The sequence below is a fragment of the Nesterenkonia ebinurensis genome (assembly GCF_008711175.1).
Classification (GTDB): domain Bacteria; phylum Actinomycetota; class Actinomycetes; order Actinomycetales; family Micrococcaceae; genus Nesterenkonia; species Nesterenkonia ebinurensis.
In genome coordinates this window covers 43536-65206 of the sequence record NZ_VWNF01000049.1, presented here as the reverse complement: position 1 = coordinate 65206, position 21671 = coordinate 43536, and the positions used below count along the sequence as shown (strand labels likewise).

Annotated in this window: 24 protein-coding genes; 4 read left to right on the top strand and 20 right to left on the bottom strand. The window is 65.1% G+C overall.

Features of this window, described 5'->3' with window-relative positions:
* Nucleotides 1–123 precede the first annotated feature (123 nt).
* The 3 genes from F0311_RS16660 to F0311_RS16650 all read right to left on the bottom strand — a co-directional run bounded on the left by F0311_RS16660 (nucleotide 124) and on the right by F0311_RS16650 (nucleotide 2726).
* Nucleotides 124–441 carry a hypothetical protein gene (locus F0311_RS16660; RefSeq protein WP_150463081.1) on the bottom strand — a complete coding sequence of 106 codons (318 nt, stop codon included), beginning with the start codon at nucleotides 439–441 and terminating at the stop codon, nucleotides 124–126.
* A 304-nt stretch (nucleotides 442–745) separates the two neighbouring features.
* Nucleotides 746–1069 (bottom strand): helix-turn-helix domain-containing protein, encoded by a 324-nt coding sequence (locus F0311_RS18210; RefSeq protein ID WP_191089998.1) that lies wholly within the window; start codon nucleotides 1067–1069, stop codon nucleotides 746–748.
* A 112-nt stretch (nucleotides 1070–1181) separates the two neighbouring features.
* Nucleotides 1182–2726 (bottom strand): AlkA N-terminal domain-containing protein, encoded by a 1545-nt coding sequence (locus tag F0311_RS16650; RefSeq protein ID WP_150463079.1) that lies wholly within the window; start codon nucleotides 2724–2726, stop codon nucleotides 1182–1184.
* A 198-nt stretch (nucleotides 2727–2924) separates the two neighbouring features.
* On the opposite strand from F0311_RS16650, the gene F0311_RS16645 reads away from it, so the two are divergent.
* Nucleotides 2925–3299: a DUF6480 family protein gene (locus F0311_RS16645; RefSeq protein WP_150463078.1), complete on the top strand. Its 375-nt coding sequence runs from the start codon at nucleotides 2925–2927 to the stop codon at nucleotides 3297–3299.
* Nucleotides 3300–3308: 9 nt separating this feature from the next.
* Here the strand turns inward: F0311_RS16645 and smpB are convergent, their stop codons facing one another.
* From smpB to F0311_RS16590, 11 genes are all read right to left on the bottom strand, one after another.
* Nucleotides 3309–3830 (bottom strand): SsrA-binding protein SmpB, encoded by a 522-nt coding sequence (gene smpB / locus F0311_RS16640; protein ID WP_150463077.1) that lies wholly within the window; start codon nucleotides 3828–3830, stop codon nucleotides 3309–3311.
* A gap of 85 nt (nucleotides 3831–3915) precedes the next feature.
* Nucleotides 3916–4833 carry a permease-like cell division protein FtsX gene (gene ftsX / locus F0311_RS16635; protein ID WP_150463076.1) on the bottom strand — a complete coding sequence of 306 codons (918 nt, stop codon included), beginning with the start codon at nucleotides 4831–4833 and terminating at the stop codon, nucleotides 3916–3918.
* Nucleotides 4830–5870, bottom strand: coding sequence for a cell division ATP-binding protein FtsE (ftsE, locus tag F0311_RS16630; protein ID WP_150463075.1), 1041 nt, complete (start codon nucleotides 5868–5870; stop codon nucleotides 4830–4832). Before ftsE ends, ftsX begins: the two co-directional genes overlap by 4 nt.
* 41 nt (nucleotides 5871–5911) lie before the next feature.
* The gene (gene prfB, locus F0311_RS16625; protein ID WP_150463074.1) at nucleotides 5912–7024 is read right to left on the bottom strand and encodes a peptide chain release factor 2; all 1113 of its coding nucleotides are present in this window, start codon (nucleotides 7022–7024) and stop codon (nucleotides 5912–5914) included.
* A gap of 64 nt (nucleotides 7025–7088) precedes the next feature.
* A complete protein-coding gene (locus tag F0311_RS16620) occupies nucleotides 7089–7532 on the bottom strand; it encodes a hypothetical protein (protein ID WP_150463073.1) in 444 nt (147 codons plus the stop codon).
* 11 nt (nucleotides 7533–7543) lie between these two features.
* Nucleotides 7544–8125: a hypothetical protein gene (locus F0311_RS16615; protein ID WP_150463072.1), complete on the bottom strand. Its 582-nt coding sequence runs from the start codon at nucleotides 8123–8125 to the stop codon at nucleotides 7544–7546.
* Entirely contained in the window at nucleotides 8112–8504 is a 393-nt protein-coding gene (locus F0311_RS16610; RefSeq protein WP_223881440.1) for a TadE/TadG family type IV pilus assembly protein, read from the bottom strand. The genes F0311_RS16615 and F0311_RS16610 overlap by 14 nt, the downstream gene beginning before the upstream one ends.
* A complete protein-coding gene (locus F0311_RS16605; RefSeq protein WP_150463071.1) occupies nucleotides 8501–8689 on the bottom strand; it encodes a hypothetical protein in 189 nt (62 codons plus the stop codon). Before F0311_RS16605 ends, F0311_RS16610 begins: the two co-directional genes overlap by 4 nt.
* Nucleotides 8690–8724: 35 nt before the next feature.
* Entirely contained in the window at nucleotides 8725–9663 is a 939-nt protein-coding gene (locus tag F0311_RS16600; protein ID WP_150463070.1) for a type II secretion system F family protein, read from the bottom strand.
* Nucleotides 9660–10538 carry a type II secretion system F family protein gene (locus tag F0311_RS16595; RefSeq protein WP_150463069.1) on the bottom strand — a complete coding sequence of 293 codons (879 nt, stop codon included), beginning with the start codon at nucleotides 10536–10538 and terminating at the stop codon, nucleotides 9660–9662. Before F0311_RS16595 ends, F0311_RS16600 begins: the two co-directional genes overlap by 4 nt.
* The gene (locus F0311_RS16590; protein ID WP_150463068.1) at nucleotides 10535–11746 is read right to left on the bottom strand and encodes a CpaF family protein; all 1212 of its coding nucleotides are present in this window, start codon (nucleotides 11744–11746) and stop codon (nucleotides 10535–10537) included. Before F0311_RS16590 ends, F0311_RS16595 begins: the two co-directional genes overlap by 4 nt.
* A gap of 241 nt (nucleotides 11747–11987) precedes the next feature.
* Here F0311_RS16590 and F0311_RS16585 point away from each other — a divergent pair, with 241 nt between their 5' ends.
* From F0311_RS16585 to F0311_RS16575, 3 genes are all read left to right on the top strand, one after another.
* The gene (locus F0311_RS16585; RefSeq protein ID WP_150463067.1) at nucleotides 11988–15779 is read left to right on the top strand and encodes an FtsK/SpoIIIE domain-containing protein; all 3792 of its coding nucleotides are present in this window, start codon (nucleotides 11988–11990) and stop codon (nucleotides 15777–15779) included.
* A gap of 73 nt (nucleotides 15780–15852) precedes the next feature.
* Complete coding sequence (locus F0311_RS16580) at nucleotides 15853–16542, top strand: PepSY domain-containing protein (protein ID WP_191089997.1); 690 nt, start codon at nucleotides 15853–15855, stop codon at nucleotides 16540–16542.
* Between the two features lie 49 nt (nucleotides 16543–16591).
* Entirely contained in the window at nucleotides 16592–17080 is a 489-nt protein-coding gene (locus tag F0311_RS16575) for a MarR family winged helix-turn-helix transcriptional regulator (protein ID WP_150463065.1), read from the top strand.
* Between the two features lie 29 nt (nucleotides 17081–17109).
* On the opposite strand, the gene F0311_RS16570 is transcribed toward F0311_RS16575, so the two are convergent.
* The 6 genes from F0311_RS16570 to F0311_RS16545 all read right to left on the bottom strand — a co-directional run bounded on the left by F0311_RS16570 (nucleotide 17110) and on the right by F0311_RS16545 (nucleotide 21609).
* Nucleotides 17110–17940, bottom strand: coding sequence for an SseB family protein (locus F0311_RS16570; RefSeq protein WP_150463064.1), 831 nt, complete (start codon nucleotides 17938–17940; stop codon nucleotides 17110–17112).
* Nucleotides 17937–18698, bottom strand: coding sequence for a bifunctional 1-(5-phosphoribosyl)-5-((5-phosphoribosylamino)methylideneamino)imidazole-4-carboxamide isomerase/phosphoribosylanthranilate isomerase PriA (gene priA / locus F0311_RS16565; protein ID WP_150463063.1), 762 nt, complete (start codon nucleotides 18696–18698; stop codon nucleotides 17937–17939). The genes F0311_RS16570 and priA overlap by 4 nt, the downstream gene beginning before the upstream one ends.
* A gap of 21 nt (nucleotides 18699–18719) precedes the next feature.
* Entirely contained in the window at nucleotides 18720–19361 is a 642-nt protein-coding gene (gene hisH, locus F0311_RS16560; RefSeq protein ID WP_150463062.1) for an imidazole glycerol phosphate synthase subunit HisH, read from the bottom strand.
* Nucleotides 19358–19990, bottom strand: coding sequence for an imidazoleglycerol-phosphate dehydratase HisB (gene hisB / locus F0311_RS16555; RefSeq protein WP_150463061.1), 633 nt, complete (start codon nucleotides 19988–19990; stop codon nucleotides 19358–19360). The genes hisH and hisB overlap by 4 nt, the downstream gene beginning before the upstream one ends.
* Nucleotides 19991–20001: 11 nt before the next feature.
* Nucleotides 20002–21108 carry a histidinol-phosphate transaminase gene (locus tag F0311_RS16550; protein ID WP_150463060.1) on the bottom strand — a complete coding sequence of 369 codons (1107 nt, stop codon included), beginning with the start codon at nucleotides 21106–21108 and terminating at the stop codon, nucleotides 20002–20004.
* A 135-nt stretch (nucleotides 21109–21243) separates the two neighbouring features.
* Entirely contained in the window at nucleotides 21244–21609 is a 366-nt protein-coding gene (locus F0311_RS16545; RefSeq protein WP_150463059.1) for a LysM peptidoglycan-binding domain-containing protein, read from the bottom strand.
* Nucleotides 21610–21671 lie beyond the last annotated feature (62 nt).

Below are 21671 nucleotides of genomic sequence, written 5' to 3'. Positions count from 1 at the left end.
AAGGTTGGGCAAACGTATCTACGTCGTAAAGACGGAAAGTGCGAACGATGCAGACACTTCAGCAAGACCAGGATCGACGGTGAGGGGCCGGTCGGCATTCTGTTCCAAGCCCTGAAGGGACTTTCAGTGCGAGGCAGGTGGGAGGCGGTGACGACCGCGGTATTCCACCGCGGGAGCTGCATGCGCGAGCGCATCGGGGGTGATCTCGGGGTAGAGATCGTCGAAGGCTGTAGTCAGGTGCGGGTGCAGCCGTTCGAGCGCCTGATGAATGCGTTCCGGTGTGCTCTTGGCGGTGGTGGCAAGTAGTTCGATGCCGTTGCGGTAGGCGTCCTCAGTCCACTGGTGGCTCATGAACAGGTCAGCAGTCACCGCGCTGGCCCCAGCGGCATCCAAGTCCCTGGGGTCGAAATCATCCACGTCCTCGGTAATCAGAAACCGCACCCCAGCTGCCTGGGCATCGGCCAGGACTTGTTTATCAGCGCCCTATGTGCGGGTGAACCGCTCAGGGTCCTGCCCTCGTGCTGAGAGCGCAAACTCAGGCATATAGCGTTGCCGGACCGCCGAAGGAAGCATGATGGTCTTCCGCTCTTTATGGTTGCGGCAGGCGACAGCTCTATCAGCTTCGGCCTCGACATGAGCGCTCCACAACGGTAACGACTCCGCATAGTGCGGATCCTGCCAGCAGCAGCATCCGGGTGGTAGGGCGGGAGAGCTCGTTAGCGTCGAGGAAGACCGGGATCACAACTCAGTCGAGCCCCAGCTCATCCCGAATATCGTCGGCGACCCCGTGGGCCATCGCAGCCATCATCTCATCGCGGCACCGCTCGGCTTCCCGGGCTGGGATGCGGTAGTGTGAGCCAACTTTCCGTGCCTGCAGTTGGCCGGAACGGATCAGCTTCATCACTGAGGCCCGGGACATCATCAACAGCTCAGCTACCTCGTTGGGACTCAGTTCATCAGCGAACGAAGCGACAGAGACGACCTCGCCCTCAGAAGCAGCCTGCTCGAAGGTCTGACGGATCTGCTCCCACTGCCGCTCAGTCATCCGCTTCGGATCGAAAGTCAACATTCTCGCCATACAAAAAACATAGCGCAGATGCGACAGATAGCCCGGAGGCTTCTGGGTCCCGACATGAGGTGTAGGTCGTTTCTGTTGCCGCGGCGCGACCCCCGGGACCACGTTAGCCTGCTGCGGCACGCCACAGGTGCATCGCAGCGTAAGAGCGCCAGGGCGCCCATCTCGCGGCCAGCTGTTCCAGACGGCGGTGGGTGGTCGCCGGGCTGACCGCATCACTGAGCAGGCCGAGCCTGCGGGCACCTGCCACCAGGGCGACGTCGCCGGTCATCCAGTCATCCGGATGACCCAGCACCCGCAGAGCCAGGTAGGCAGCTGTCCACTTCCCGATCCCGGGCAGCTGGAGCAGTTGGGCACGCATCTGCTCGGGATGGACACCGGGGTGGATGACCAGTGAGCCTTCGGTGATCGCCTGTGCAGCGGCCCGCACGGTGCGGATCTGCCGCCTGGCCAGCCGCAGCGGACGCTCCGGGTTCAGCTCCCCGGCCTCCGGCGGCACCGGCACGCCGGCAAGGATTTCCTCCGGACTGGGGAACAGTGTCTCCAGCCCCTCGAAGGTGGACTCCACCGGGGTGCCGAGCTGCTGAACCAACCGGCTCAGCTGTGTTCGTGCGGCCTTCACCGAGATCTGCTGGCCCACCACCGCCCGGATCACATACTCCTGCGCTTCTGCTGTACCTACCAGGCGCACACCGGGCACCTGATGCACCAGTGGTCCGAGCACCGGATCTTCCCCGAGCACGGAATCTACCGCCGCCGGGTCGGCATCCAGATCGAACATGCGGCGCACGCGTGCCAGTACGACGCCGACATCGGCCAAAGAGCCCACCTCACACCTCATCGAGAGCTTCCATCCGCTCCCTTTGCGAACTGCAGTCACCTCCACTGCTCCTGACCCGTGGGGCAGGCGCAGTGTGCGGGCATAGCGGAGCTCATCGTTCTGCAGCCGGGCGGCCTCCACACCGGGCAGCGCACGCTCAGCGAGGAAGGTGAACACCCCTTCTGCGTCGAAGGGCTGCCGGACCGGAAGCATCAGGTTCAGGCACAGCCTGGAGTCCTCGGCATCTTCAGCCAAGCGGTTGCCGCCGACTCGTTGTCGTACTTCGGTAGGGGTGGCGGCGTAGATCTGCCGAATAGTGTCGTTGAACTGACGCACGGAGCCGAAGCCAGCAGAGAACGCTACATCAACGAGTCTCAGATCCGTACTGACCAAAAGGTTCCGTGCGATCTGTGCCCGGTGCGCCCGGGCAAGGGCCACTGGACCTGCTCCGAGCTCAGCGAGCAGAGTGCGGTGGAGGTGCCGGCTGCTGTAGCCAAGCCTGCTGCTCAGGTCCTCAACGCTGCCGTGGTTGAGCACCCCTTCGCGGATCAAGCGCATAGCTCGACCGGCTAGGTCCTGACGAAGGTCCCATTCCGGACTTCCCGGTGATGCTTCTGGCAGACAGCGCTTGCATGCTCGGTAGCCGGCCTCGTGAGCTGCAGCTGAGGTGGTGAAGAACTGCACATTAGCCGGTTTCGGTGTGATGGCCGGGCAGGAGGGCCGGCAGTAGATGCCGGTGGATGAGACCGCGGTGAAGAACTGGCCGTCGAAGCGGCGGTCTCGTGACTGTACTGCACGGTAGCGCTCCGCAAAGGCGTCTTCAATGTCCATATGACCATTTCACCCTGGCCTCAGACCCTTGTCTAGCGGGAATCGGACCCTGCTCTCGACATGGAAGTTCCCAAGGTATGTGGAGGTTCCAGTGGGCTGACCTGGAGTTTTGGGTGTTTAGAGTGTGACAAGGAGTTGCACCACAACTCTGGTCATGGACGAAGCACAGTGTCTATTGAGAATACGAGGTGAACCGACATGACCACCCACCCGAACCAGAACCCGAAGCCGGCTCCGCGGGAGAATCCTGAGGAGGCCGCAGCGGCCGCACCGAGCGAGGACCGCTACGGCCGCGACGAGACAGCACGGAACCCCAATCTGGACCCGGACCCGGAGCAGATCCCAGATCCGGATGTGAGTTCCGACCCGGCGGAGAACCCGGGTATGCGCAGTGCTGCTGACCTGGAACCCGGCCAGACACCGCCGGAGTCCAACTCGGCCACTGCCACTCCCCCAGCACCGGCGCCGTCGAGCCCGCCCAATAACAAGCTGATCCTGGGGATCATCGGGGTACTGATCGCCGTAGTGGTGATCCTGGTGTTCGTGGGCTATATCGCTGGCATCATCGGCTGAGTCGACACCTCAAGCGGATTGGCGGTTGCGGATGCGCATGGCACGCTGGGCCTCGCGGTTGTCCTGCTTCTCGCGCAGGGTCTGACGCTTATCGTACTCCCGCTTGCCGGTGGCGATGCCGATCTCCACCTTGGCCCGCCCGTCCTTGAAGTACAGGCGCAGCGGCACAATGGTCTTGCCTGGATCCTCTACCTGCCGGGAGATCTTGATCAGCTCCTTGCCGTGCAGCAGCAGCTTACGCTTACGCCGGGTGGCGTGGTTGGTCCAGGTGCCGTTGAGGTATTCCGGGATGTGCACCTGCTCCAGCCAGAGCTCGCCGCGGTTGTCGAAAGCGGCGAAGCCGTCCACCAGGGAGGTCTGGCCCTCGCGCAGGGACTTCACCTCGGTGCCGGTGAGCACCAGTCCAGCCTCATAGGTGTCTGAGATGGTGTAGTCGTGCCGGGCGCGACGGTTGAGCGCGACCACATGGTTCTTGGGGTCGCGTTCGTTCTTGCCGCTCTTCTTCTTGGGCGTTGAGCTGTGCTTGCCCATGTGATCACCTCCTTCGCTGAGAATCGCGCAAAGCGCAAGGAACCACTATACCGGTCACGTCAATCACCAGCTCAGGCATCAATCCTCACACCCGCAGGTACTTGCGGACGGTGAGCCAGGAGGACAGCCCAGCCAGCAGCACAGCCACCAGCAGCAGTGCCGGCATCACGATCCAGGAGTCGGCTGCGGAGATGAACATAATGCCGGTGACCTGCTGGGCCAGCCACTGGCCCATGAGGAACTCGGCCACCACCCAGGTGGCCAGGCAGGCCAGCAGTGCGCCGAGAGCCGCCGCGATGATTCCCTCAAAGATGAATGGGGTGCGGATCATCGACTTCGAGGCCCCCACCATGCGCATGATGGAGGTCTCCCGGCGCCTGCTGAAGGCCGAGAGCCGGATGGTGGTGGAGACCAGCAGCACTGTGCATAGGATCATCACCGCCGCGATGATCAGCGCCACCACGGTCAGGCCGTTGAGGATGCCGAAGACCTGGTCGAGCACCTCCTGCTGGTCGGCCACATTCTCCACCCCGGCAACGCCGGCGAAGAGCTCGTTGACCAGCAGGAAGTCCTGCGGGTCCACCAGCAGCAGCCGGAAGGACTCCGGCATATCCTCGGCGGTGACCTGCTCTGCCCGCACGCTGTCCTCCCGGGCGGCCTGGAAGTTCTCCAGGGCCTCCTCCTGGGACTCATACCGGAAAGATTCCACATACTGGCTGGCTGCCCCAGTGGTGAGCATCTCCTCAATGTTCTCCCGCTGGGCATCAGTCACCGCCCCGGTGGGGCAGGCGGCCTCCGCGGAGTTCTCCGTACACAGGAACACGGAGATCTCCAGACGGTCGTAGAAGTCCTCGGTCATCTGGTTGACCTGCAGCTGCATCAGCGCCGCGGTGCCCACGAAGCTCAGCGAGATGAAGGTCACCAGCACCACTGAGGCCACCATGGCCACGTTCTTGCGCAGAGAGCTGAACGTCTCGCCCAGCTGGTACATCAGTTGGCTCATCGCAGCTCTCCCTCCTCGTCGAAGTCGGGAAGGTCGCTGGGCTTGATATCGGTCCGGGGCGCGTCAGGCTCAGCATCAGCATCGTCTTCAGGAAAGCTGACCTGGTACTCACGACGCCGCAGCACCGGGCTGGTTGTCTCATCCGGAGTCTGCGCCGTCACCGGATTACCAGGTGAGTCGGTGGCCTCCTCGGGGGTTTCTGCGGTGGATGGGATGGCGGCGCGCGCTGTGGCGCGCTCTCGGCCTTCACCGAGGACAGGCAGTGCTTCGGTGAGCATGGGCATGGGGTCGGAAGCGCGCAGGCCGGTGTTCTCCTGCTCAGCGGACAGCAGCTCCCAGGCCTCAGAGCCCTCCGGCGGGTCGTAGGAACCGGCTGGCTCATCGCGGACCAGCCGCCCGTGGTGCAGCTGGACCACCCGGCGGCCCATGACATCTACGATGGCCCGGTCGTGGGTGGCCATCACCACCGTGGTGCCTGAGGCGTTGATCCAGCGCAGGATCTTCATGACCTCCTCGGATGCGGCGGGGTCCAGGTTTCCGGTGGGTTCATCGGCCAGCACAATGGCGGGTTTGTTGACAATAGCCCGGGCGATGGCGGCCCGCTGCTGCTCACCGCCGGAGATCTCATGCGGATAGCGGCGGGCCAGATGGTCCAGGGCAACCCGCTCCAGTGTCTTCATCACCTGCTTCTTGATGGAGGTGCGCGGTGCTCCGATGACCCGCATGGCAAAGGCCACGTTCTCGTATACCGTCTTATCCGGCAGCAGGCGGAAGTCCTGGAAGACCATGCCGATGGACCGCCGGTAGAGCGGCACCCGGCGCTCCACCATGAGCACCAGGTTCTGGCCGGCCACAGTGACCTTGCCGCGCTGGGGCAGGCCCTCGCGCAGGATCATCCGCAGCAAGGTGGACTTCCCGGAGCCGGAGGCCCCGATGAGGAACACGAAGTCCCCGCGGTTGAACTCCACGGAGATGTCCTCCAGGGCAGGTTTGACCTGGGAGCGGTACTTCCGGGTGACGTTCTCGAAGCGGATCATGGGGGAAGGAATCCTGTGTCGGGGACTAGTCTCGGGAGTGCTCAGTCATCGTCGCCGCCCTGGGCGCGCCAGCGAATGCCGGTCTCGATGAAGCCGTCCAGGTCCCCGTCCAGCACCGGCGAAGCGTTGCCGACCTCGTAGCCGGTACGCAGGTCTTTGACCATCTGGTACGGGTGCAGCACATAGGAGCGGATCTGGTCGCCCCAGCTGGCTTTGATGTCACCGGCCAGCTCCTTCTTCTCGGCGGCCTCCTGCTCCTTCTTCAGCAGCAGCAGCCGGGCCTCCAGCACGCGCATAGCCGCTGCCCGGTTCTGGATCTGGGACTTCTCATTCTGCATAGACACCACAATGCCGGTGGGCACGTGGGTGATGCGCACTGCGGAGTCGGTGGTGTTCACACTCTGCCCGCCGGGTCCGGAGGAGCGGAAGACGTCGATCTTGAGGTCGTTCTCATCAATGTCAATGGACTCGGTGCCTTCCAGCAGCGGGATGACCTCCACTGCGGCAAAGCCGGTCTGGCGCCTGCCCTGGTTGTCGAACGGGGAGATCCGCACCAGCCGGTGAGTACCGGCTTCCACGCTGAGCGTGCCGAAGGCGTAGGGGGCGTTGACCTCGAAGGTGGCGGATTTGATCCCCGCCTCCTCCGCGTAGGAGGTGTCCAGGACCTTCACGTTCCACTCGCGGCGCTCGGCCCAGCGGGTGTACATCCGCAGCAGCATCTCAGCGAAGTCCGCGGCATCCACTCCCCCGGCCCCGGAGCGGATGGTGACCACCGCGTCGTGCTCGTCGTACTCCCCGGACATCAGGGTGACGATCTCCAGGGACTGAAGGGCCTTGCGGATACTGGCGAGCTCGGAGACGGTCTCGGCCAGCACGGCGTCGTCGTTCTCCTCCTGGGCCATCTCCACCATGACCTCGGCGTCGTCGATCCTGGAGGCCAGGGACCGGACCCGTTTGAGCTGGGACTGCTTGTGGCTCAGCTGGGAGTTCACCCGCTGGGCGTTCTCCTGGTTGTCCCAGAGGTCGGGGGCGGCTGCCTGCTGCTCGAGATCGCTGACCTCGGCAGCCAGGGCCTCGACGTCGATGACGTCGGTGATGCGCCGCAGAGTGTCGCGCAGTTCGGCGAGCTCGGCGGGAAAGTCTGTTTCTGCCATAACGTATCTACAGTACCGGTACGACGCCGCGGCACCAGCCAGGCGTGCCCAAGGCTTCAGGTGATCACCGGTTGACGGTGATCCTGGCGTGGGATTCAGCGGTGACCTCTACGGTGGCCGGCAGCACCCAGCGCAGCACTGGCAGCTCTGCCTCGGCCCGCAGCTCAACGGTGATGGTGTCACCACCGCCGGAGATGCTCGCGCCGGTAACAGCCAGATCATGATGCCGGTGATGGGCTTCGGCTTCGCTCAGATAGTCCTGGGCGGCGGCGACGATCTGCTGCTCAGTCAGCTGCGGGGTGCCTGGGGCAGGCTGGGCGGCCAGGGCAGCGGATGAGGCGGCGGCATCGGCCTCAGAGAGCAGCTTGCGGGACTCCACGTTGACGATGCTGGCACTGATGATCACTGCGGCGAGCATCAGCACAATACTCACCAGCCCTAAGATCAGCACTGTGGTCTGCCCGGACTCCTCCGCCAGTGCTTGCTGGGTTCGGCCGCGCCTGCTCATCACCCCTACCTTCACTCCCCCTGAAGAGCGGTCGAGGACGCTGTGACAGTCACCAGGGAATGCTCCCAGCCGCCGAACTCCGGCACCAGCGGCAGCGGTACCCGGATCTCCACCTGGTAGCGGACCATATCCCCTGGGTTCTGGCAGTCAGTGGTGCAGCTGTGGGTGATCTGGGCCTGAGCAGGGTTTATCCCATAGTCGGCCAGGGTGGTCTCCACGGCGTGCTGGCTGTGCTGGGCAGCACGCTCCGGGGCGGCCTCGGAGGTTACATAGATTCGGGCGGCCTGGTCGGCGGCACCGGTGGCAGCGTAGAGGGCTGATTGGATCTGGGCCACCGCCAGCAGGAACCAGACCGCGGGAATAAGCAGCAGCACCGCCAGAGCAAGGAACTCGATGATTGCTGAGCCCTCCTGTGTTCGTCCCGGCCCGGCGCAGGCGGTGAGGTGGTCACCACCAACGCTGCCGCGTTCGCGCAGGTCCCTGACGTTGCGGTTCCGGTCACTGCGCCTCTCGGCCGGCAGGCCCTTGCCGGCCTTCACGCCTAAAGAGCTCGCCATCGCTTCGCTCGGCTCGGAAGGTTCAGTCGTATTCATAGGCGGTTCCGGTCACTTCGAGCTCGCTGACACCGGGCCCCACCACAAGCACCGGCACCTGGGCGCGCACCGTGATGCGCAGGGTGCGCCCCTGGGGTGCCTCTTCGTACTCATAGCTGATGTCCTGGGCATACCGGGAGGCGATCGAGCTGCTGATCAGCGCCTCGGTACGGGCGGCGCCATCCTCGGCCGTACGGTCGCTCAGCGCTCCGAAGCGTGCCCCGGTGGAGGCGGCATCAACCAGGGTGTTGCGGATGTGGATCATTCCGGCGAACTGGATGACGGCCAGGAACAGCAGAGCCAGCAGCGCGGCCACCATAGTGAACTCGGCGGTGGCCGATCCCCGCTCGGCTCCATCGGCCCGGCTGTAGTGGCTCAATCCGTTGTCACCCTGTTGATCGCTTCGTTGAACAGATCCTGGAATGCACCCTGGGCCAGGAGCAGCAGGCCGGCTACCAAGACCGCACTCATGAATGTGATCATCACCCACCCGGGCACATCGGCTCGTTCTTCCCGGTGCAGCTCAGTGGGTACCTTAGTCAGTGCTGTGATGAGGTGTTGCATGGTGTACTCCGTTTCTTTGTGGTGATTCGGCGGCGTCACAGGCTGATCTGCAGCAGCGACAAGCCTGGGAATGCGGCGAAAAGTATGGTGAGCGGGAGGATTCCGAAGACCACCGGGGCGAGCATGCCGACCTCCTTGCGTCCGGCGGTCTCCATCAATTCCCGTTTGGTCAGTTCCCTGGCATCAGCGGCCTGGGCGCGCATGACATCTGCCAGCGGGGTGCCTCGCTCTACGGCGACGATCACTCCTTCGAAGAACCGGCTGACCGCCGGAGCTTCGATCTCCGCGCTGAGCTGGCGCAGCGCTTTTCCGAAAGGGACCCCGGCCTGGGTGCGGCAAATCAGTTCGGTGAGCTCATCGGCCAGTTCGCCCCGGCAGCTGCGGCTGATCCGCAGGAATGCTCCCGGGGCAGTCTCGCCAGCGCTGACGGCCAGTGCAAGCAGTTCTGCGATAGTGGGGAACTCCGAGAGCATCCGGGCCTGCCGGCTGCGGATCCGGGCCGAAAGTCTGGCATCGCGGGCTGCTGCACCGAGTGCGGCAGCAGCGGCGATGATCAGCACCGCTGCCGGGAAGCTGAATCGTCCCGCGGCTGCGGCTGCGAAGGTGATCAGCAGCCCGGTCGCCGCTGCCGCGCTGGCCCAGCCCAGCTGCTGAAGCCGGTACTCGGTGACGGTGATGCTGAGATTGGCGTGGCGCAGGCGTGTGGCCAGCGTCTCGGTGCTCGGGGTCAGACCCCAGCTGCTCAGTCGGTCAGATGCTGCCTGAACGACGGGGGTGAAGAGCTGGACAGCAGATCTCAGGGAGCCTGCGGCATGTGGTGGGGCTGCGGCATCGGGCGCTGCTGAGCGCACATAGGGGGCCACCCGTTCGCCAAGCTTTGGACGGTTCATCACCGGCAGGCCGGCCAGAAGCAGCAGCAGTCCGGATGCGGCGGCCAGACCGGCCACCGCTGCCCAGAGCTGGATGCTGGTCATGCCAGGACACGCTCCTCCGCGGGCAGGGTGCCGATGCGCAGCATCAGGCGGTAGCTGACCACTGAGACGGCAAGTCCTGCAGCCAGCAGCAGGGTGCCGGCTCCGCTGCGGTAGGCCTCAGCGGCCTCCGGTCGGGTGGAGAGCAGCAGGACCACTGCCCAGGGTGCGGCCACCGCAAGTTTGGCGCCGGTGACGGTCCAGGACTGCCTGGCTTCGAGCTCACCGCGAGTCCGGGCGTTCTCCCGCAGCACGTCGGCCAAAGTGTCCAGCAGTCGGCCGAGCTCAGTGCCGCCGAGCTCGCGGGTCATTCTCAGCGCAAGCACTATCCGGTCGCCCACCGGATCAGCCAGCCGAGCTTTGAGCCGTTCCAGAGCGGTGTCCAGGGGGACGCCTGCGCGCCAGTCGCTGCCGAACTCGGTGAAGGGCTCGCGCAGCGGGGCAGGGCCAGAGTGCCCGAGCTCGATAAGGCCCTCCGGCAGAGAGAGCCCTGAGCGTACTGCGGAGCGGAGATGGTCGATCACATCGGGCCAGACCTCGGCAAGCCGCTTGCGGCGCCTGCTCAGCTGCCAACGCAGCATCGCCCAGGGCAGCGCTGCGGCGAACAGAGTGAAGCAGACCGCCACCGGCAGTGCCGTGGTGATGGTGAACACCACCACGAATGCGGTCATGGCACATCCGGCGGTGCTGAGAAACAGCGCTGAAGCCGGTACCCGGTGGTGTCCGGCTTCATCCAGAAGACGCCGCAGTCTGGGTGCCTGCCCCGGCGTCGTCGTACTCTCCTGCGGTGCCGGGGTGCAGGAAACGAGCACCAGCAGCAGACCGATGCCCAGTCCCAGCCCGAGCAGTGCGGCCTCTGCGGTGTACGGGCCGGTCACTGCCAGGCTCCTTGAAGTTCGCTCTGGCTGAGCCGGGGGTGTTCGAAGATCGCGTCGTGGCGCCGGTTCAGGGAGTGTCCGTCATGGGAGAACAGGGCAGTGGCTTCGATGGTGCCTGATTCCACCCGGCTGCCGATGCCCAGGATCTCAGCGACGTGGCGTTGACCGGTCGGGGTGCGCATACAGTGAACCACTAGGTCGATGCAGGAGGCCACCGTGGGGACGATGAACTGGCTGGTGATGTTCTCCCCGCTGAGCAGGGGCAGGGTGCAGATCTTGGTCAGGGCATCCTGAGCCGAGTTGGCGTGGATGGTGCACAGGCCGGGCATGCCGCTGTTGAGCGCAATGAGCATATCCAGGCTCTCGGCCTCTCGGACCTCCCCGACGATCAGCCGGTCCGGGCGCATCCGCAGGGCCTCTTTGACCAGGCGGCGCAGGGGGATCTCGCCATTGCCCTCAAGGTTCGGCTGGCGGCACTGGAGGCTGGCGACATCGCGCAGCGGCACGTCCAGCTCAAAAATCTCCTCCACTGTGACCACCCGCTCCCGGGGTCCGATAGCATGGGTGAGCGCATTGAGCAGAGTCGTCTTCCCGGCCCCGGTGGCGCCGCTGACCAGCACGTTGAGGCCGTTGGCCACCGCGATGGAGAGGAACTGCGCTGCCTGAGGAGTCAGCGATCCCCGCCGGACCAGATCCTCCAGAGAGTTGGCCCGAGTGATGAACTTACGGATATTGACCGCCCAATGGTGCCGGGTGATGTCCGGGATGACCACATGCAGTCGGGAGCCGTCGGGCAGGGCGGCGTCGACGAATGGTGAGCTGAGGTCCAAGCGCCTGCCGCTGGACTTCAGCATACGTTCCACCAGGTCCTTGACCCGGGTCTCGGTGAGGGTGACGGAGGTCAGCTCCGCCCGGCCCGACCTGGCCTGAAAGACTTGATCTGGGCGGTTCCACCAGATCTCTTCCACTTCGGGGTCATCCAGCAGCGGCTGAAGTTCGCCGAAGCCGGCCAGGGAGTGGAAGATCCTGGTGGCCGCAGCAGCGGGTTCGCCCAGCACCGGCAGTGCTGAGATCATAGAGCGCTTGTCATACTCGGCAACGGCGGCATCTACTAGGCGCTTGATGCTGCTGGGGTCTTGGGAAGGATCGATCCCGCGCGCACGGATCGTCTCACGAACCTCATCCTCAACAATGCCCACAGCATCCACGACTCTGCCTTCCCCAGAAGTCTGCTCCTATGTCTGATGTGCAACTGCCACCTGAACGGAATGTGGCGTGCACCACCCTAGCGTCACGCCAAGGATCAGGGAAGCCCCTGTTGAGCTTCTGTGGAGTTTGACTGAGTTATCCACAGATTCCAACAAGCCTCCCCAAGCAATCAAATCAATGCACTAATTTAGTCAAATAGAACAAAACATGACTAAAAGGAAGCATTGAGGTGATCTCAGGATGTTCGCTGTCACGGTGGTCCATGCTCCGGGGGCTCTGCCGGCAGGTCGGTGGGAGCGTCTGCGCGGCCTGGCCCCCGGCGCCCATGACCATGAGCTGCGGCTGCACCTGGACCAGGCCGCGGACTCCGTCACCGGCGCGGCGCTGGCAGATGCGCTGCACCGGTTCCTGGACACCGAGTCCGCTCAGCTCAGCACCGCCGGGCATCCCCTGCACACCCTGGAGGCAAGTGATCCGATGCTGCACCCGGGGATGGTAGTGCTGGCCGCCCCTGCGGAGCATCGGCTGACCGCTGTGCGCCCGGCCCAGCTGAGCCTTTGCGTAGACACCGGCCCCGATGCTGGCCGACTCATCCCACTGCGCAGAGGCCAGTACAGCATCGGCCGTGGCCGTGCTGATGTGCAGCTGGCAGATCCTACCGTCTCACGGCAGGCTGCGGTCCTGGAGATCGGCACCCGGGAGATCCGGCTCCACCAAGATCGGGGCACAGAGCCTCGCCTCATCACCGTGGACTCTGAGATCCATCTGGGCAGCAGTCGGCTCGCACTCAGCCTGGGGCCCCCGCAGCGTAACTCAGCACCGCACTGGCCCCCTGCTCCAGAGCCGGTGGGAGCCAAGGCCGCCGAGGGCAAGCATAAGATGATGCTCGCTTTCGCCCTGGTGCCGCTGATCGCCGGAATCGTGCTGGTCATCCTCACCGGCATGTGGCTGTTTCTCATGTTCAGCGGTGCCAGCGCGCTGATCGCCGCAACGGTGTTCTGGGACGGGCAGCGCAGGCGCCGGAAGTACCGGCAGGCAGTGCGCCGGGCTGCTGCGGCCTGGGCCGAACGTGCCGCAGAAGCTCTGTGTTCCCCAGGCGAGCTCATCCGGCAGCTGCGCAGCACCAGTCCGCATCCGGTCCATGCCGGGGCTGCCGCAGAGTCAGGACCAGCGTTGCGGATCGGCACCGGGAACCTCACCGCGCAGCTGGACTACGGCAGCAGCGAGCCAGAGAACCACAACGACGACGCCGCGGCACTCACCGCGGTAGGCATGTCCTTGGAGCCTGGAGAGGTGACCAGCATCTCTGCTCCGCCGCGGGAGACACAACGGCTGCTGCGCTGGGTGCTGGTGCAGCTGGTGCTTAATCCGGCCCGTCCCCAGGTGGTGGTCCTTGGCGGGCCCGAAATCCCCGAGCTGGAAGACCTTCCGCAGCTGTGCCAGTCCAGTGAGTCGGAGTTGGCCGATCTGCTCCGAGCCCAGGCGGAGCCGAGAGTAACCCGGGTGCTGCTATGCGCTCAGCCTGCTGACAATACCCTGATCAAGCAGGCCCTGAGCGCCAGGTGGCATGTGCTCACCCCGGCCTCAGCTGCTGGCCAGCTGCCCGGGTGGAGCATCGACCTTCCAGCAGGCACCGTAGAGCAACACAGCGGGACAGGCCGGACTGAAGCCACCGCTGAGCAGCTGTGCTTCGAGGGGCTCTCCGCAGCCACACTCGCAGAGCATCTGCGACTGAGCCTTCGACACGCCTGCGCCGCAGGCGGACCCGGCCAGGTCCCGGCGCGGTGCAGCCACCCGCTGCCTGATCAGCTGTTCACCGAAGCAGCTGATCAGAGTCTACTGGCCACTCTCGGTCGGTCCTCCGACGGGGAACAGACCCTGGACCTGGTGGGCGATGGCCCGCATGTGCTGCTGGCAGGCACCACTGGGTCTGGCAAATCCGAGCTGCTGAAGACCCTGCTGGTCTCCCTGTGCGCCCGCTACGGGCCGGATGAGCTGGGCATGGTGCTCATCGACTTCAAGGGCGGTGCAGCCTTCCACCAGCTCGGTGCCCTGGAGCATACCCTTGGGGTGGTCACTGATCTCTCCCAGGCCGCAGCCGAACGTACCCTGGAGGGAATCCGCAGCGAGCTCATCCGCCGCGAGCGCCTCTTCCTAGCCTCCGGGGCCGGTGACTACACCGAGTACCGCAGTATGGTCCCGCAGCAGCCGCTGGCGCGCATCCTGGTGGTGATTGATGAGTTCCGGATCTTCTCCCACGAACTGCCCGACCAGCTCGATGAGCTGATGCGGCTGGCCACTCTGGGCCGCTCACTGGGTCTGCACCTGGTGCTCTCCACACAGCGGCCGCAAGGAGTGGTGACCGCTGATATCCGCGCCAATATCGGTGCCAGTATCTGTCTGCGGGTGCGCAGTGAGGATGAGTCCCGCGACGTGATCGCAGGACCCGAGGCCGCCCACCTCCCCCGTGATCTGCCCGGCCGGGCTCTGCTGCGCCGCCCCGGGGAGCAGCCGGTGCTCTTCCAGACCGCCCAGCTCAGCGGCAGCCGCCAGCTGCAGCTGTGCCCTGAGTCCCAACCTGTCCCGCCTGCGGCAACCGGTGACTTCCGCGCTGCGGTCCAGTCTCTGCAGCAGGCTTCATCCGCCGCCGGACACCGTCGCAGCCATACCCCGCTGCTGCCGGCGCTGCCAGAGACCCTCCGCTGGGATGATCGGCTCGACGCCGCCCCCACCTCGTCAATCCTGCTGGGCCGACTGGATGACCCGGCCGGGCAGCGGCAGGAAGACTTGGTCCTGGACATGCAGCATCCATATTCGCTGGCTATGCTGGGCGAGTCCGGCTCCGGTGCGGCGCAGGCCGTTGCAGCTGCTGCCGGTCAGGCGCTGAGCACCATCCCGTCCGCAGAGGTGCATCTGCTCGATGGGGACCGCTCCCTGACCGGGCTGGCAGAACACCCCCGGACCGGCAGCTGGCTGACCGATGAGCATATGCCGGAGGTCGAGCATCTGCTGCAGGCGCTGCATGAACAGATGCTGGCCCGCAGAATGGGCCACAGAATGGGACCAGGTGCCGATCGACCCATCCTGCTGGCGGTCACCGGATACTTCCAGTGGCATGCCGTTGGGCAGATCGGATCGCAGCTGCTGGACCATCTGCTGGGCACTCTGGCCGCCGAAGGTTCGCAGGCCGGGATCAGTGTGCTCATCGCTGGTGGACGGGAACTGGCCGTAGGGAAGCTCGCAGCCCGGGTTCCGCGCCGGGTCTACCTGCCTCTGGGCACCTCTGATGAGGTCCGTTACCTCTGGCCCAGCCTGCGCAGCACCGATCCGCTGCCCGGCCGGGGTGTGCTCACCACCGCAGAAACTCCCGCCCCGGGGCTCACGGTGCAGCTGGTCACTGAGTTTTCCGCGCCCGTCCCGTCTTCCGAGAGTGCCGACCCGCCGCTGGTCCGGGTCCGACCGTTGCCAGACCGGATATCCAGCACAGACCTTCCGCAGGGAGCCCCTGCAGCCCCGGTGGTGGGGGTCCAACAATTCAGCTGGAGTCCCGCGCATCTGGAGCTTGGTCCGGTCAATCTGATTCTCGGCACCCGCGGCACGGGCAAGTCCAGCTGCCTGCAACTGCTGGCCCAGCAGATCCCCGGCGCCTTCCTGCTGAGTCCCGGCAGCCCAGCCCCGCAGATCAAACCCGCAGTGCTGCTGGTGGATGATGCCGCCAGCTGCAGCACCGAGCAGCACGATCTGATCCAGCAGGCCGTCACTGCTGAGGTGCCCGTGGTGGCGACTGGGGCGGCGTCCTCCTCGGTGTTCTCCCAACTGTCTTGGGCACACCGGGCCCGCGCAGAGGGCGCCAATGTGATTCTCTCGCCGACCTCGCGCAGCCAAGCTGATGCCTTCGCCACCATCATCCCGGTGCTGCCTCATCCTGTTCCCGGCCGGGCGGTGCATCTGCGCCCGGAGGGCCCTGCACTGGTCCAATGGGCACTGCCGGAGACCTCTGCGCCAAAACCCCAGATCAGGAACGTTCCATGAGACTTTTCTCATTACAGGCAACTCCAAGCCAGCCTCAGGGCAATGGTGAGCATCCGAGCGTCGAATGGTCCCTATGAGTACCGAAAACACCATTGCAAACAACCGTTCGCCCCTTCGCCGTTCCACTTTCGGCATCCTCTCAGTCACCGCAGCGGCCGCCTTGGCTCTGGCCGCCTGCGCCCCGGATGAGGAGCTGCCCAATGACGGGGAGGAGATCACCCCCGGCCAGGAGGAGGACTCCCCAGAGGCCGAGCAGACCGATGACGCCGCAGATGAGACAGCCGAGGAGCCGGCTGAAGACACCACTGATGACCAGACCGCTGAGGATGAGCCCACCGAAGAGGACGCTGAACAGCCTGAAGCAGGCGGCGACCACCAGGTCTACCAGGCCATCGAGACAGTGCTGGCCGAATATCCTGACGGTGTCATCACCGAGTTCGAGGACAACACCGCCGAGGACGGCTATGTGGAGGTCTTCGTCTACGACGGCACCACTGAGTGGGAGCTGGAGGTGGACTCTGAGACTTTTGACATCATCGACACCGAGGATGACGGCATTGATGACGACGATGAGCAGATGGCCCAGGCCGTAGAGATCGAGATTGCCGAGGCGCTGCAGACTGCTGAGGCTGAGTCTGGTGGTGAGCCGAAGGACGGCGAGCTGGATACTGAGGACGGCACTGTGGTCTGGGAGTTCGAGATGACCAATGATGTGGAGGTCTACGTGGACGTGGCCACCGGAGAGGTCGTGCGGGTCAGCTGAACATCGGCTGATCACCTGCTGGATGTCATCCCCTCGCTAGAATGAGGGGATGAGCCCTGCCCAGCCATCGACCCGTGAGCGTGATCTCACCGGCTTCTCGCCCAAGGCGCGTGCCTGGCGTGCGTTCTTCGAGACTGCAGCGCTGATCAGCGACCGGATGGAGAAGCGGCTGCATGCGGTCACCGGACTGAAGCTGGCCGAGTACAACCTGCTGCTGCTGCTTGCCGAGGCCCAGGACGATCAGCTGCGGATGGGAGAGCTGGCCGACCGGATGGTCTTCTCCCCCTCACGGCTGTCCTACCAGGTGAAGTCACTGGCCAAGCGGGGACTGATCGACCGCTGCATCGACGAGAACGATAAGCGCGGGATGACCGCCCGGCTCACCGAGGAGGGGAAGAAGGTCTTCGCCGCCGCCTCCCGAGTGCACGCCCAGCACATCAAGCAGCTCTTCCACCCCGCCCTGGACGATGCTCAGGCCCACGACCTGCAGGTGATCTGCGAGCAGATCCACCACACGGTGGAGCAGGCTGAAGACTGAGCTTGTCGCCTTAGTAGAGTCGGTGCTCGCTAGACTTGTACCTCACGCTCGTTCCTCACCAGGCGGATCTGTACGGAGTCGGCACGCTCGCGCAGCAGGGGGATGTCCTCGGCGGCGGCCTGCACTGCGGCCAGCGCCAGCCGCACCCCCACCTCATCTGTTCCGGATTCCACCACGACGCCGATGCTCAGCTCCGGTCCCGCTCCCCCGCCCAGGACCCTGGTCCCGTCCCGGGCCTCAGTGATGATGCCCGGCCCGGGGCTCAGCCGCAGTCCGGTCACTGACGGGCAGGACTCCGGGATCTCGGCCAGCGTCTCGGCCACTTCCCGGTCCTGGTAGCTGGGGGTCCAGGTGCCGCCCCTAGCCAGTGCTTCCACGGCGGGCCGGCGGATCACAAAGGTGAGCTCTGCCCCAGGGTCCAGCACTGCCAGTTCCGCTCCTTCGGCCAAGGCTGCCAGCATGATGCGCTCGGTCTCGGCGGCCACCGGTCGGGCCTGGGAGTGCCAGTCGGTGAGCGCCTGCACAGAGGTGAAAACAGGCATGGCGGTGCGGCCGTCAGAGGCTCTAAGCGTGATCAGGGCGATCTCTGCCTCCTTGTCACCGTGGGCTGCGTCTCCTGTGCCGGAAGCCAGCACCGGCGCGAAGAGCCTTTGGGCGGCCAAGGAGTTGACGAACCCGGCCTCGTCGGTCTCCCCGGCGAGCAGGCGGCGTCGTGCACTGTCGATCTGCGCGGTGACCAGGCCGTCATCACCGTCGAAGGTGTGCAGCGGATTGCCCCCGCCAGAGAGATCACGCCCGGACCAGGGCACCCCCGCCGAATCGGCTAACCGGGCAATATGCGCCGGAAGCTCACGACTCATGCGGAGGCGCCGGCTGCCTTCAGCGCCTCAGGCAGGGTGAACTTCCCGGCGTAGAGGGCCTTGCCCATGATCGCACCCTCGACACCTGAGCTGACCATGGCGGCCAGGGCGGCGATGTCCGCCAGGGAGGAGATGCCCCCGGAGGCCACCACGGGCTTATTGGTCCGCGCCGCAACATCAGCCAACAGCTGGGTGTTGGGCCCGCGCAGGGTGCCGTCCTTGGTCACATCGGTGACCACGTAGCGGTGGCAGCCGGCGTCCTCCAGCCGGGCGAGCACCTCCCAGAGGTTGCCGCCCTCCTTGGTCCAGCCGCGTGCAGCCAGAGTCTCCCCGCGCACGTCCAGACCCACGGCGATGGCCTGTCCGTGACGTTCGATGGCCCGTGCGGTCCATTCAGGATCCTCCAGTGCAGCGGTACCCAGGTTGACCCGGGTGGCACCCATCTGAAGGGCGCGGTCCAAGGACTCGTCGTCGCGGATTCCGCCGGAGAGCTCGATTTTGATACCGATCTGCTCCACCACCTTCTGCAGGATCTCGCGGTTGTGCCCGCGTCCGAAGGCGGCGTCGAGGTCCACCAGATGGATCCACTCTGCGCCCTGGTCCTGCCAGGTCTGGGCTGCCTCAAGAGGGTCGCCGTAGCCGGTCTCGGAGCCGGCCTCGCCCTGGACCAGACGGACTGCCTGGCCTTCGGCGACGTCTACGGCCGGCAGCAGCTCAAGGGCCGGGGTGGCGCCTGCGGGCACCGAGTTCTCAGTCATGTTCAGTGTCTCCAAATGGGGTCAGAGGGAGGTGATCCAGTTGCGCAGCAGCTGTGTGCCGGCCTCGCCTGACTTCTCCGGGTGGAACTGGGTGGCGGCGAGCGGCCCGTTCTCCACTGCGGCGATGAAATCGGCTCCGTGGTGGGACCATGTGACTTTGGGCGGGTTCATCGATTCGATGCTCTGGTCGAAGTCCCAGGACTGCACGGCGTAGGAGTGCACAAAGTAGAACCGCTCCTGCTCGATCCCAGCGAACAGAGTGCTGCCCTCGGCTGCCGTGACGGTGTTCCAGCCCATATGGGGAACAACGACGTCGCTGGGCAGAGCAGTGACCTCACCGGGCCACTCCCCCATACCGTCTGCAGCAATACCGTGCTCCACCCCGCGCTCAAACAGGATCTGGTGGCCTACGCAGATGCCGAGCACCGGACGGTTGCCGGCGATCCGCTGGCCGATCCAGCGTGGCGCGTCGATAGCTTTGAGCGCGTCCATCACCGCGGCGAAGGCCCCGACCCCTGGGACTACCAGGCCGTCAGCGTTGCGGATGGTGTCGGTGTCCTGGGTGAGTTCCACCTCGGCGCCCGCCCGGTCCAGGGCGCGCACTGCAGAGTGCACATTGCCGGAACCGTAGTCCAGCACAGCAACACTGGGTCTGCGGCTCACAGAGCTCCCTTGGTGGAGGGGATCTGGTCAGTGCGCGGGTCGGACTCCACTGCTGCGCGCAGGGCACGGGCGAAGGCTTTGAACTGCGCCTCCACGATGTGGTGAGGGTCTCGGCCAGCCAGTACGCGCATATGCAGGCAGATCCCGGAGTGGTAGGTGATGGCTTCGAACACGTGCCGGGTCATCGAACCGGTGAAGTGCCCTCCGATCAGGTGGTACTGCTGGCCCTCGGGCTCACCGGTGTGCACCAGATAGGGCCGGCCTGAGACGTCCACCGTGGCCTCGGCCAGCGCTTCGTCCAGAGGGACGGAGGCGTTGCCGAAGCGGCGGATGCCGCGCTTATCGCCTAAAGCGGCGCCCAGCACCTCGCCGATGACGATGGCGGTGTCCTCCACGGTGTGGTGGACATCGATGTGGGTGTCGCCCTCGGCCTCAACCGTAAGATCGATCAGGGAATGCTTGGCCAAAGCGGTAAGCATATGGTCGTAGAAGGGCACGGTGGTGGAGATCTGTGAGTCTCCGGTGCCGTCAAGATCCATCCGCACCTTCACCCGGGATTCGCTGGTGGTGCGCTCCATCTGAGCCGCTCGGGAGGGAGTGCCGAGGCCGTCGACCAGTTCTGCTGCCATAGTAGGCAATCCTATCGGTTGAGGTAGTTCTGCAGAGAGTTCAGGAACTCGGTGGTCTCAGCTTCGGTGCCTGCGGTGACTCGCAGGTGGCCTTCGATGCCGACCTCGCGGATCAGGATGCCGTCGTCCAGCAGATGCTGCCAGGCTTCAGCGGCGTTCTCGAGCCCGCCGAAGAACACGAAGTTGGCATCGGAGGGGTGCGGGGTCAGACCCATGGTGGTGAGTTCCGCGACGATGCGGTCCCGCTGGACTTTGATCCGTTCCACATTGGCCATCAGATGCTCGGCGTGGTCCAGGGCTGCACATGCTGCTGCTTGGGTGACCGCCGAGAGGTGATATGGCAGGCGGACCAGGCGCAGCGCGTCGGTGACCTCCGGGGCAGCAGCCAGGTAGCCGAGCCGCCCACCGGCCAGGGCGAAGGCCTTGGACATGGTGCGGGTGACGATGAGCCGCTGGCGGCCTTCGAGCAGGGTAAGCGCCGAAGGGGTGCCTGGCTGACGGAACTCGCCGTAGGCCTCATCGACGATGAGCATCGTCTCAGACTCCAGGGCGGCCTGGTAGGCGGCTTCAACCACTTCCAGGTCCAGGGCGGTGCCGGTGGGGTTATTCGGGGAGCAGAGAATCACCACATGGGGGCGGTGCTGACGGATTTGGGCTGCCACGTCCGCTGCAGACTGGGTGAAGTCCGGGCTGCGGGTGCCGGCGATGTAGCTGCTGTAGACCCCTCTGGCATAGAGCGGGTACATCGAATAGGTGGGCGGGAAGGACATCACTGAGCGTCCAGGTCCGGCGAAGGCCTGCAGGATGTGCTGCATCACCTCGTTGGAACCGTTGCCGGCCCAGATCTGCTCCGCGGTGAGGAGCGCCCCGGACTCTCTGCTGAGGTAGTCGGCAAGTTTGGTTCGCAGAGTGGCGAACTCACGGTCCGGGTAACGGTTGAGCGTCTCAGCGGCTGCGCGAACCTCCTTGGCGATGGCGTCGACCACATCGGAAGGCACCTGATAGGTGGTCTCGTTGACGTTGAGCATGGCGGGCACGCTCAGCTGCGGGGCGCCGTAAGGTTCTTGACCCCTCAGTTCTTCGCGCAGCGGAAGATCGGTGAGTTGCGGTTCAGTCACCTATCCATCGTAGTCTTTAGGCGCGAAGCCCGTGGCACCGCTGTGGGGAACCGTGACGTCAACGCTCGGTGCAATTGCAAGGGCAATAGTGCGTGCGGGCCTCGCCAGAGGAAGCGTGCCGCCGTGACCAGCACCTCATTCAGCGGGGACGTAGAGCACCTGGCCGGGCTGCAGCTGGGCTGAGTCCAGTCCGTTGAGCTCAGCAATCTGGGTGATCAGCTGCTGAACATTGGTCCCAGATTCGGCTTCAGAGGCGATGGACCAGAGGGTGTCACCCTCTGCCACGGTGACTTCCACCGCCTGCACACCGTGGTCCTCTGCGGTAGTGGCCTGCGCCTGGTTGAGCAGAGAGCCGGCGACAAAGACGAGTGCTGCCAGCAGCGCAGCGGCCAGCACCATAGCAGGCACACCCAGAAGCAGCAGTCTGCCGCGGCGGGTGAGCTGCAGGCTGAACCCTGCCCGGGGATCGATGTTTGTTTCGATTGCTGTGGTGGTAGTCATGGGGAAGTTCCTCCTGAAATCGAACTTGTCTTCTATTTATAGCACATAATTTCGAACAGGGT

Excerpts from the sequence above, each read along its gene's own strand:
- F0311_RS18210 (WP_191089998.1), bottom strand. The coding sequence starts at position 1,069 with ATGTTGACTTTCGATCCGAAGCGGATGACTGAGCGGCAGTGGGAGCAG.
- F0311_RS16650 (WP_150463079.1), bottom strand. The coding sequence starts at position 2,726 with ATGGACATTGAAGACGCCTTTGCGGAGCGCTACCGTGCAGTACAGTCA.
- F0311_RS16645 (WP_150463078.1), top strand. The coding sequence starts at position 2,925 with ATGACCACCCACCCGAACCAGAACCCGAAGCCGGCTCCGCGGGAGAAT.
- smpB (WP_150463077.1), bottom strand. The coding sequence starts at position 3,830 with ATGGGCAAGCACAGCTCAACGCCCAAGAAGAAGAGCGGCAAGAACGAA.
- ftsX (WP_150463076.1), bottom strand. The coding sequence starts at position 4,833 with ATGAGCCAACTGATGTACCAGCTGGGCGAGACGTTCAGCTCTCTGCGC.
- ftsE (WP_150463075.1), bottom strand. The coding sequence starts at position 5,870 with ATGATCCGCTTCGAGAACGTCACCCGGAAGTACCGCTCCCAGGTCAAA.
- prfB (WP_150463074.1), bottom strand. The coding sequence starts at position 7,024 with ATGGCAGAAACAGACTTTCCCGCCGAGCTCGCCGAACTGCGCGACACT.
- F0311_RS16620 (WP_150463073.1), bottom strand. The coding sequence starts at position 7,532 with ATGAGCAGGCGCGGCCGAACCCAGCAAGCACTGGCGGAGGAGTCCGGG.
- F0311_RS16615 (WP_150463072.1), bottom strand. The coding sequence starts at position 8,125 with ATGAATACGACTGAACCTTCCGAGCCGAGCGAAGCGATGGCGAGCTCT.
- F0311_RS16605 (WP_150463071.1), bottom strand. The coding sequence starts at position 8,689 with ATGCAACACCTCATCACAGCACTGACTAAGGTACCCACTGAGCTGCAC.
- F0311_RS16600 (WP_150463070.1), bottom strand. The coding sequence starts at position 9,663 with ATGACCAGCATCCAGCTCTGGGCAGCGGTGGCCGGTCTGGCCGCCGCA.
- F0311_RS16585 (WP_150463067.1), top strand. The coding sequence starts at position 11,988 with ATGTTCGCTGTCACGGTGGTCCATGCTCCGGGGGCTCTGCCGGCAGGT.
- F0311_RS16580 (WP_191089997.1), top strand. The coding sequence starts at position 15,853 with ATGAGTACCGAAAACACCATTGCAAACAACCGTTCGCCCCTTCGCCGT.
- F0311_RS16575 (WP_150463065.1), top strand. The coding sequence starts at position 16,592 with ATGAGCCCTGCCCAGCCATCGACCCGTGAGCGTGATCTCACCGGCTTC.
- F0311_RS16570 (WP_150463064.1), bottom strand. The coding sequence starts at position 17,940 with ATGAGTCGTGAGCTTCCGGCGCATATTGCCCGGTTAGCCGATTCGGCG.
- priA (WP_150463063.1), bottom strand. The coding sequence starts at position 18,698 with ATGACTGAGAACTCGGTGCCCGCAGGCGCCACCCCGGCCCTTGAGCTG.
- hisB (WP_150463061.1), bottom strand. The coding sequence starts at position 19,990 with ATGGCAGCAGAACTGGTCGACGGCCTCGGCACTCCCTCCCGAGCGGCT.
- F0311_RS16545 (WP_150463059.1), bottom strand. The coding sequence starts at position 21,609 with ATGACTACCACCACAGCAATCGAAACAAACATCGATCCCCGGGCAGGG.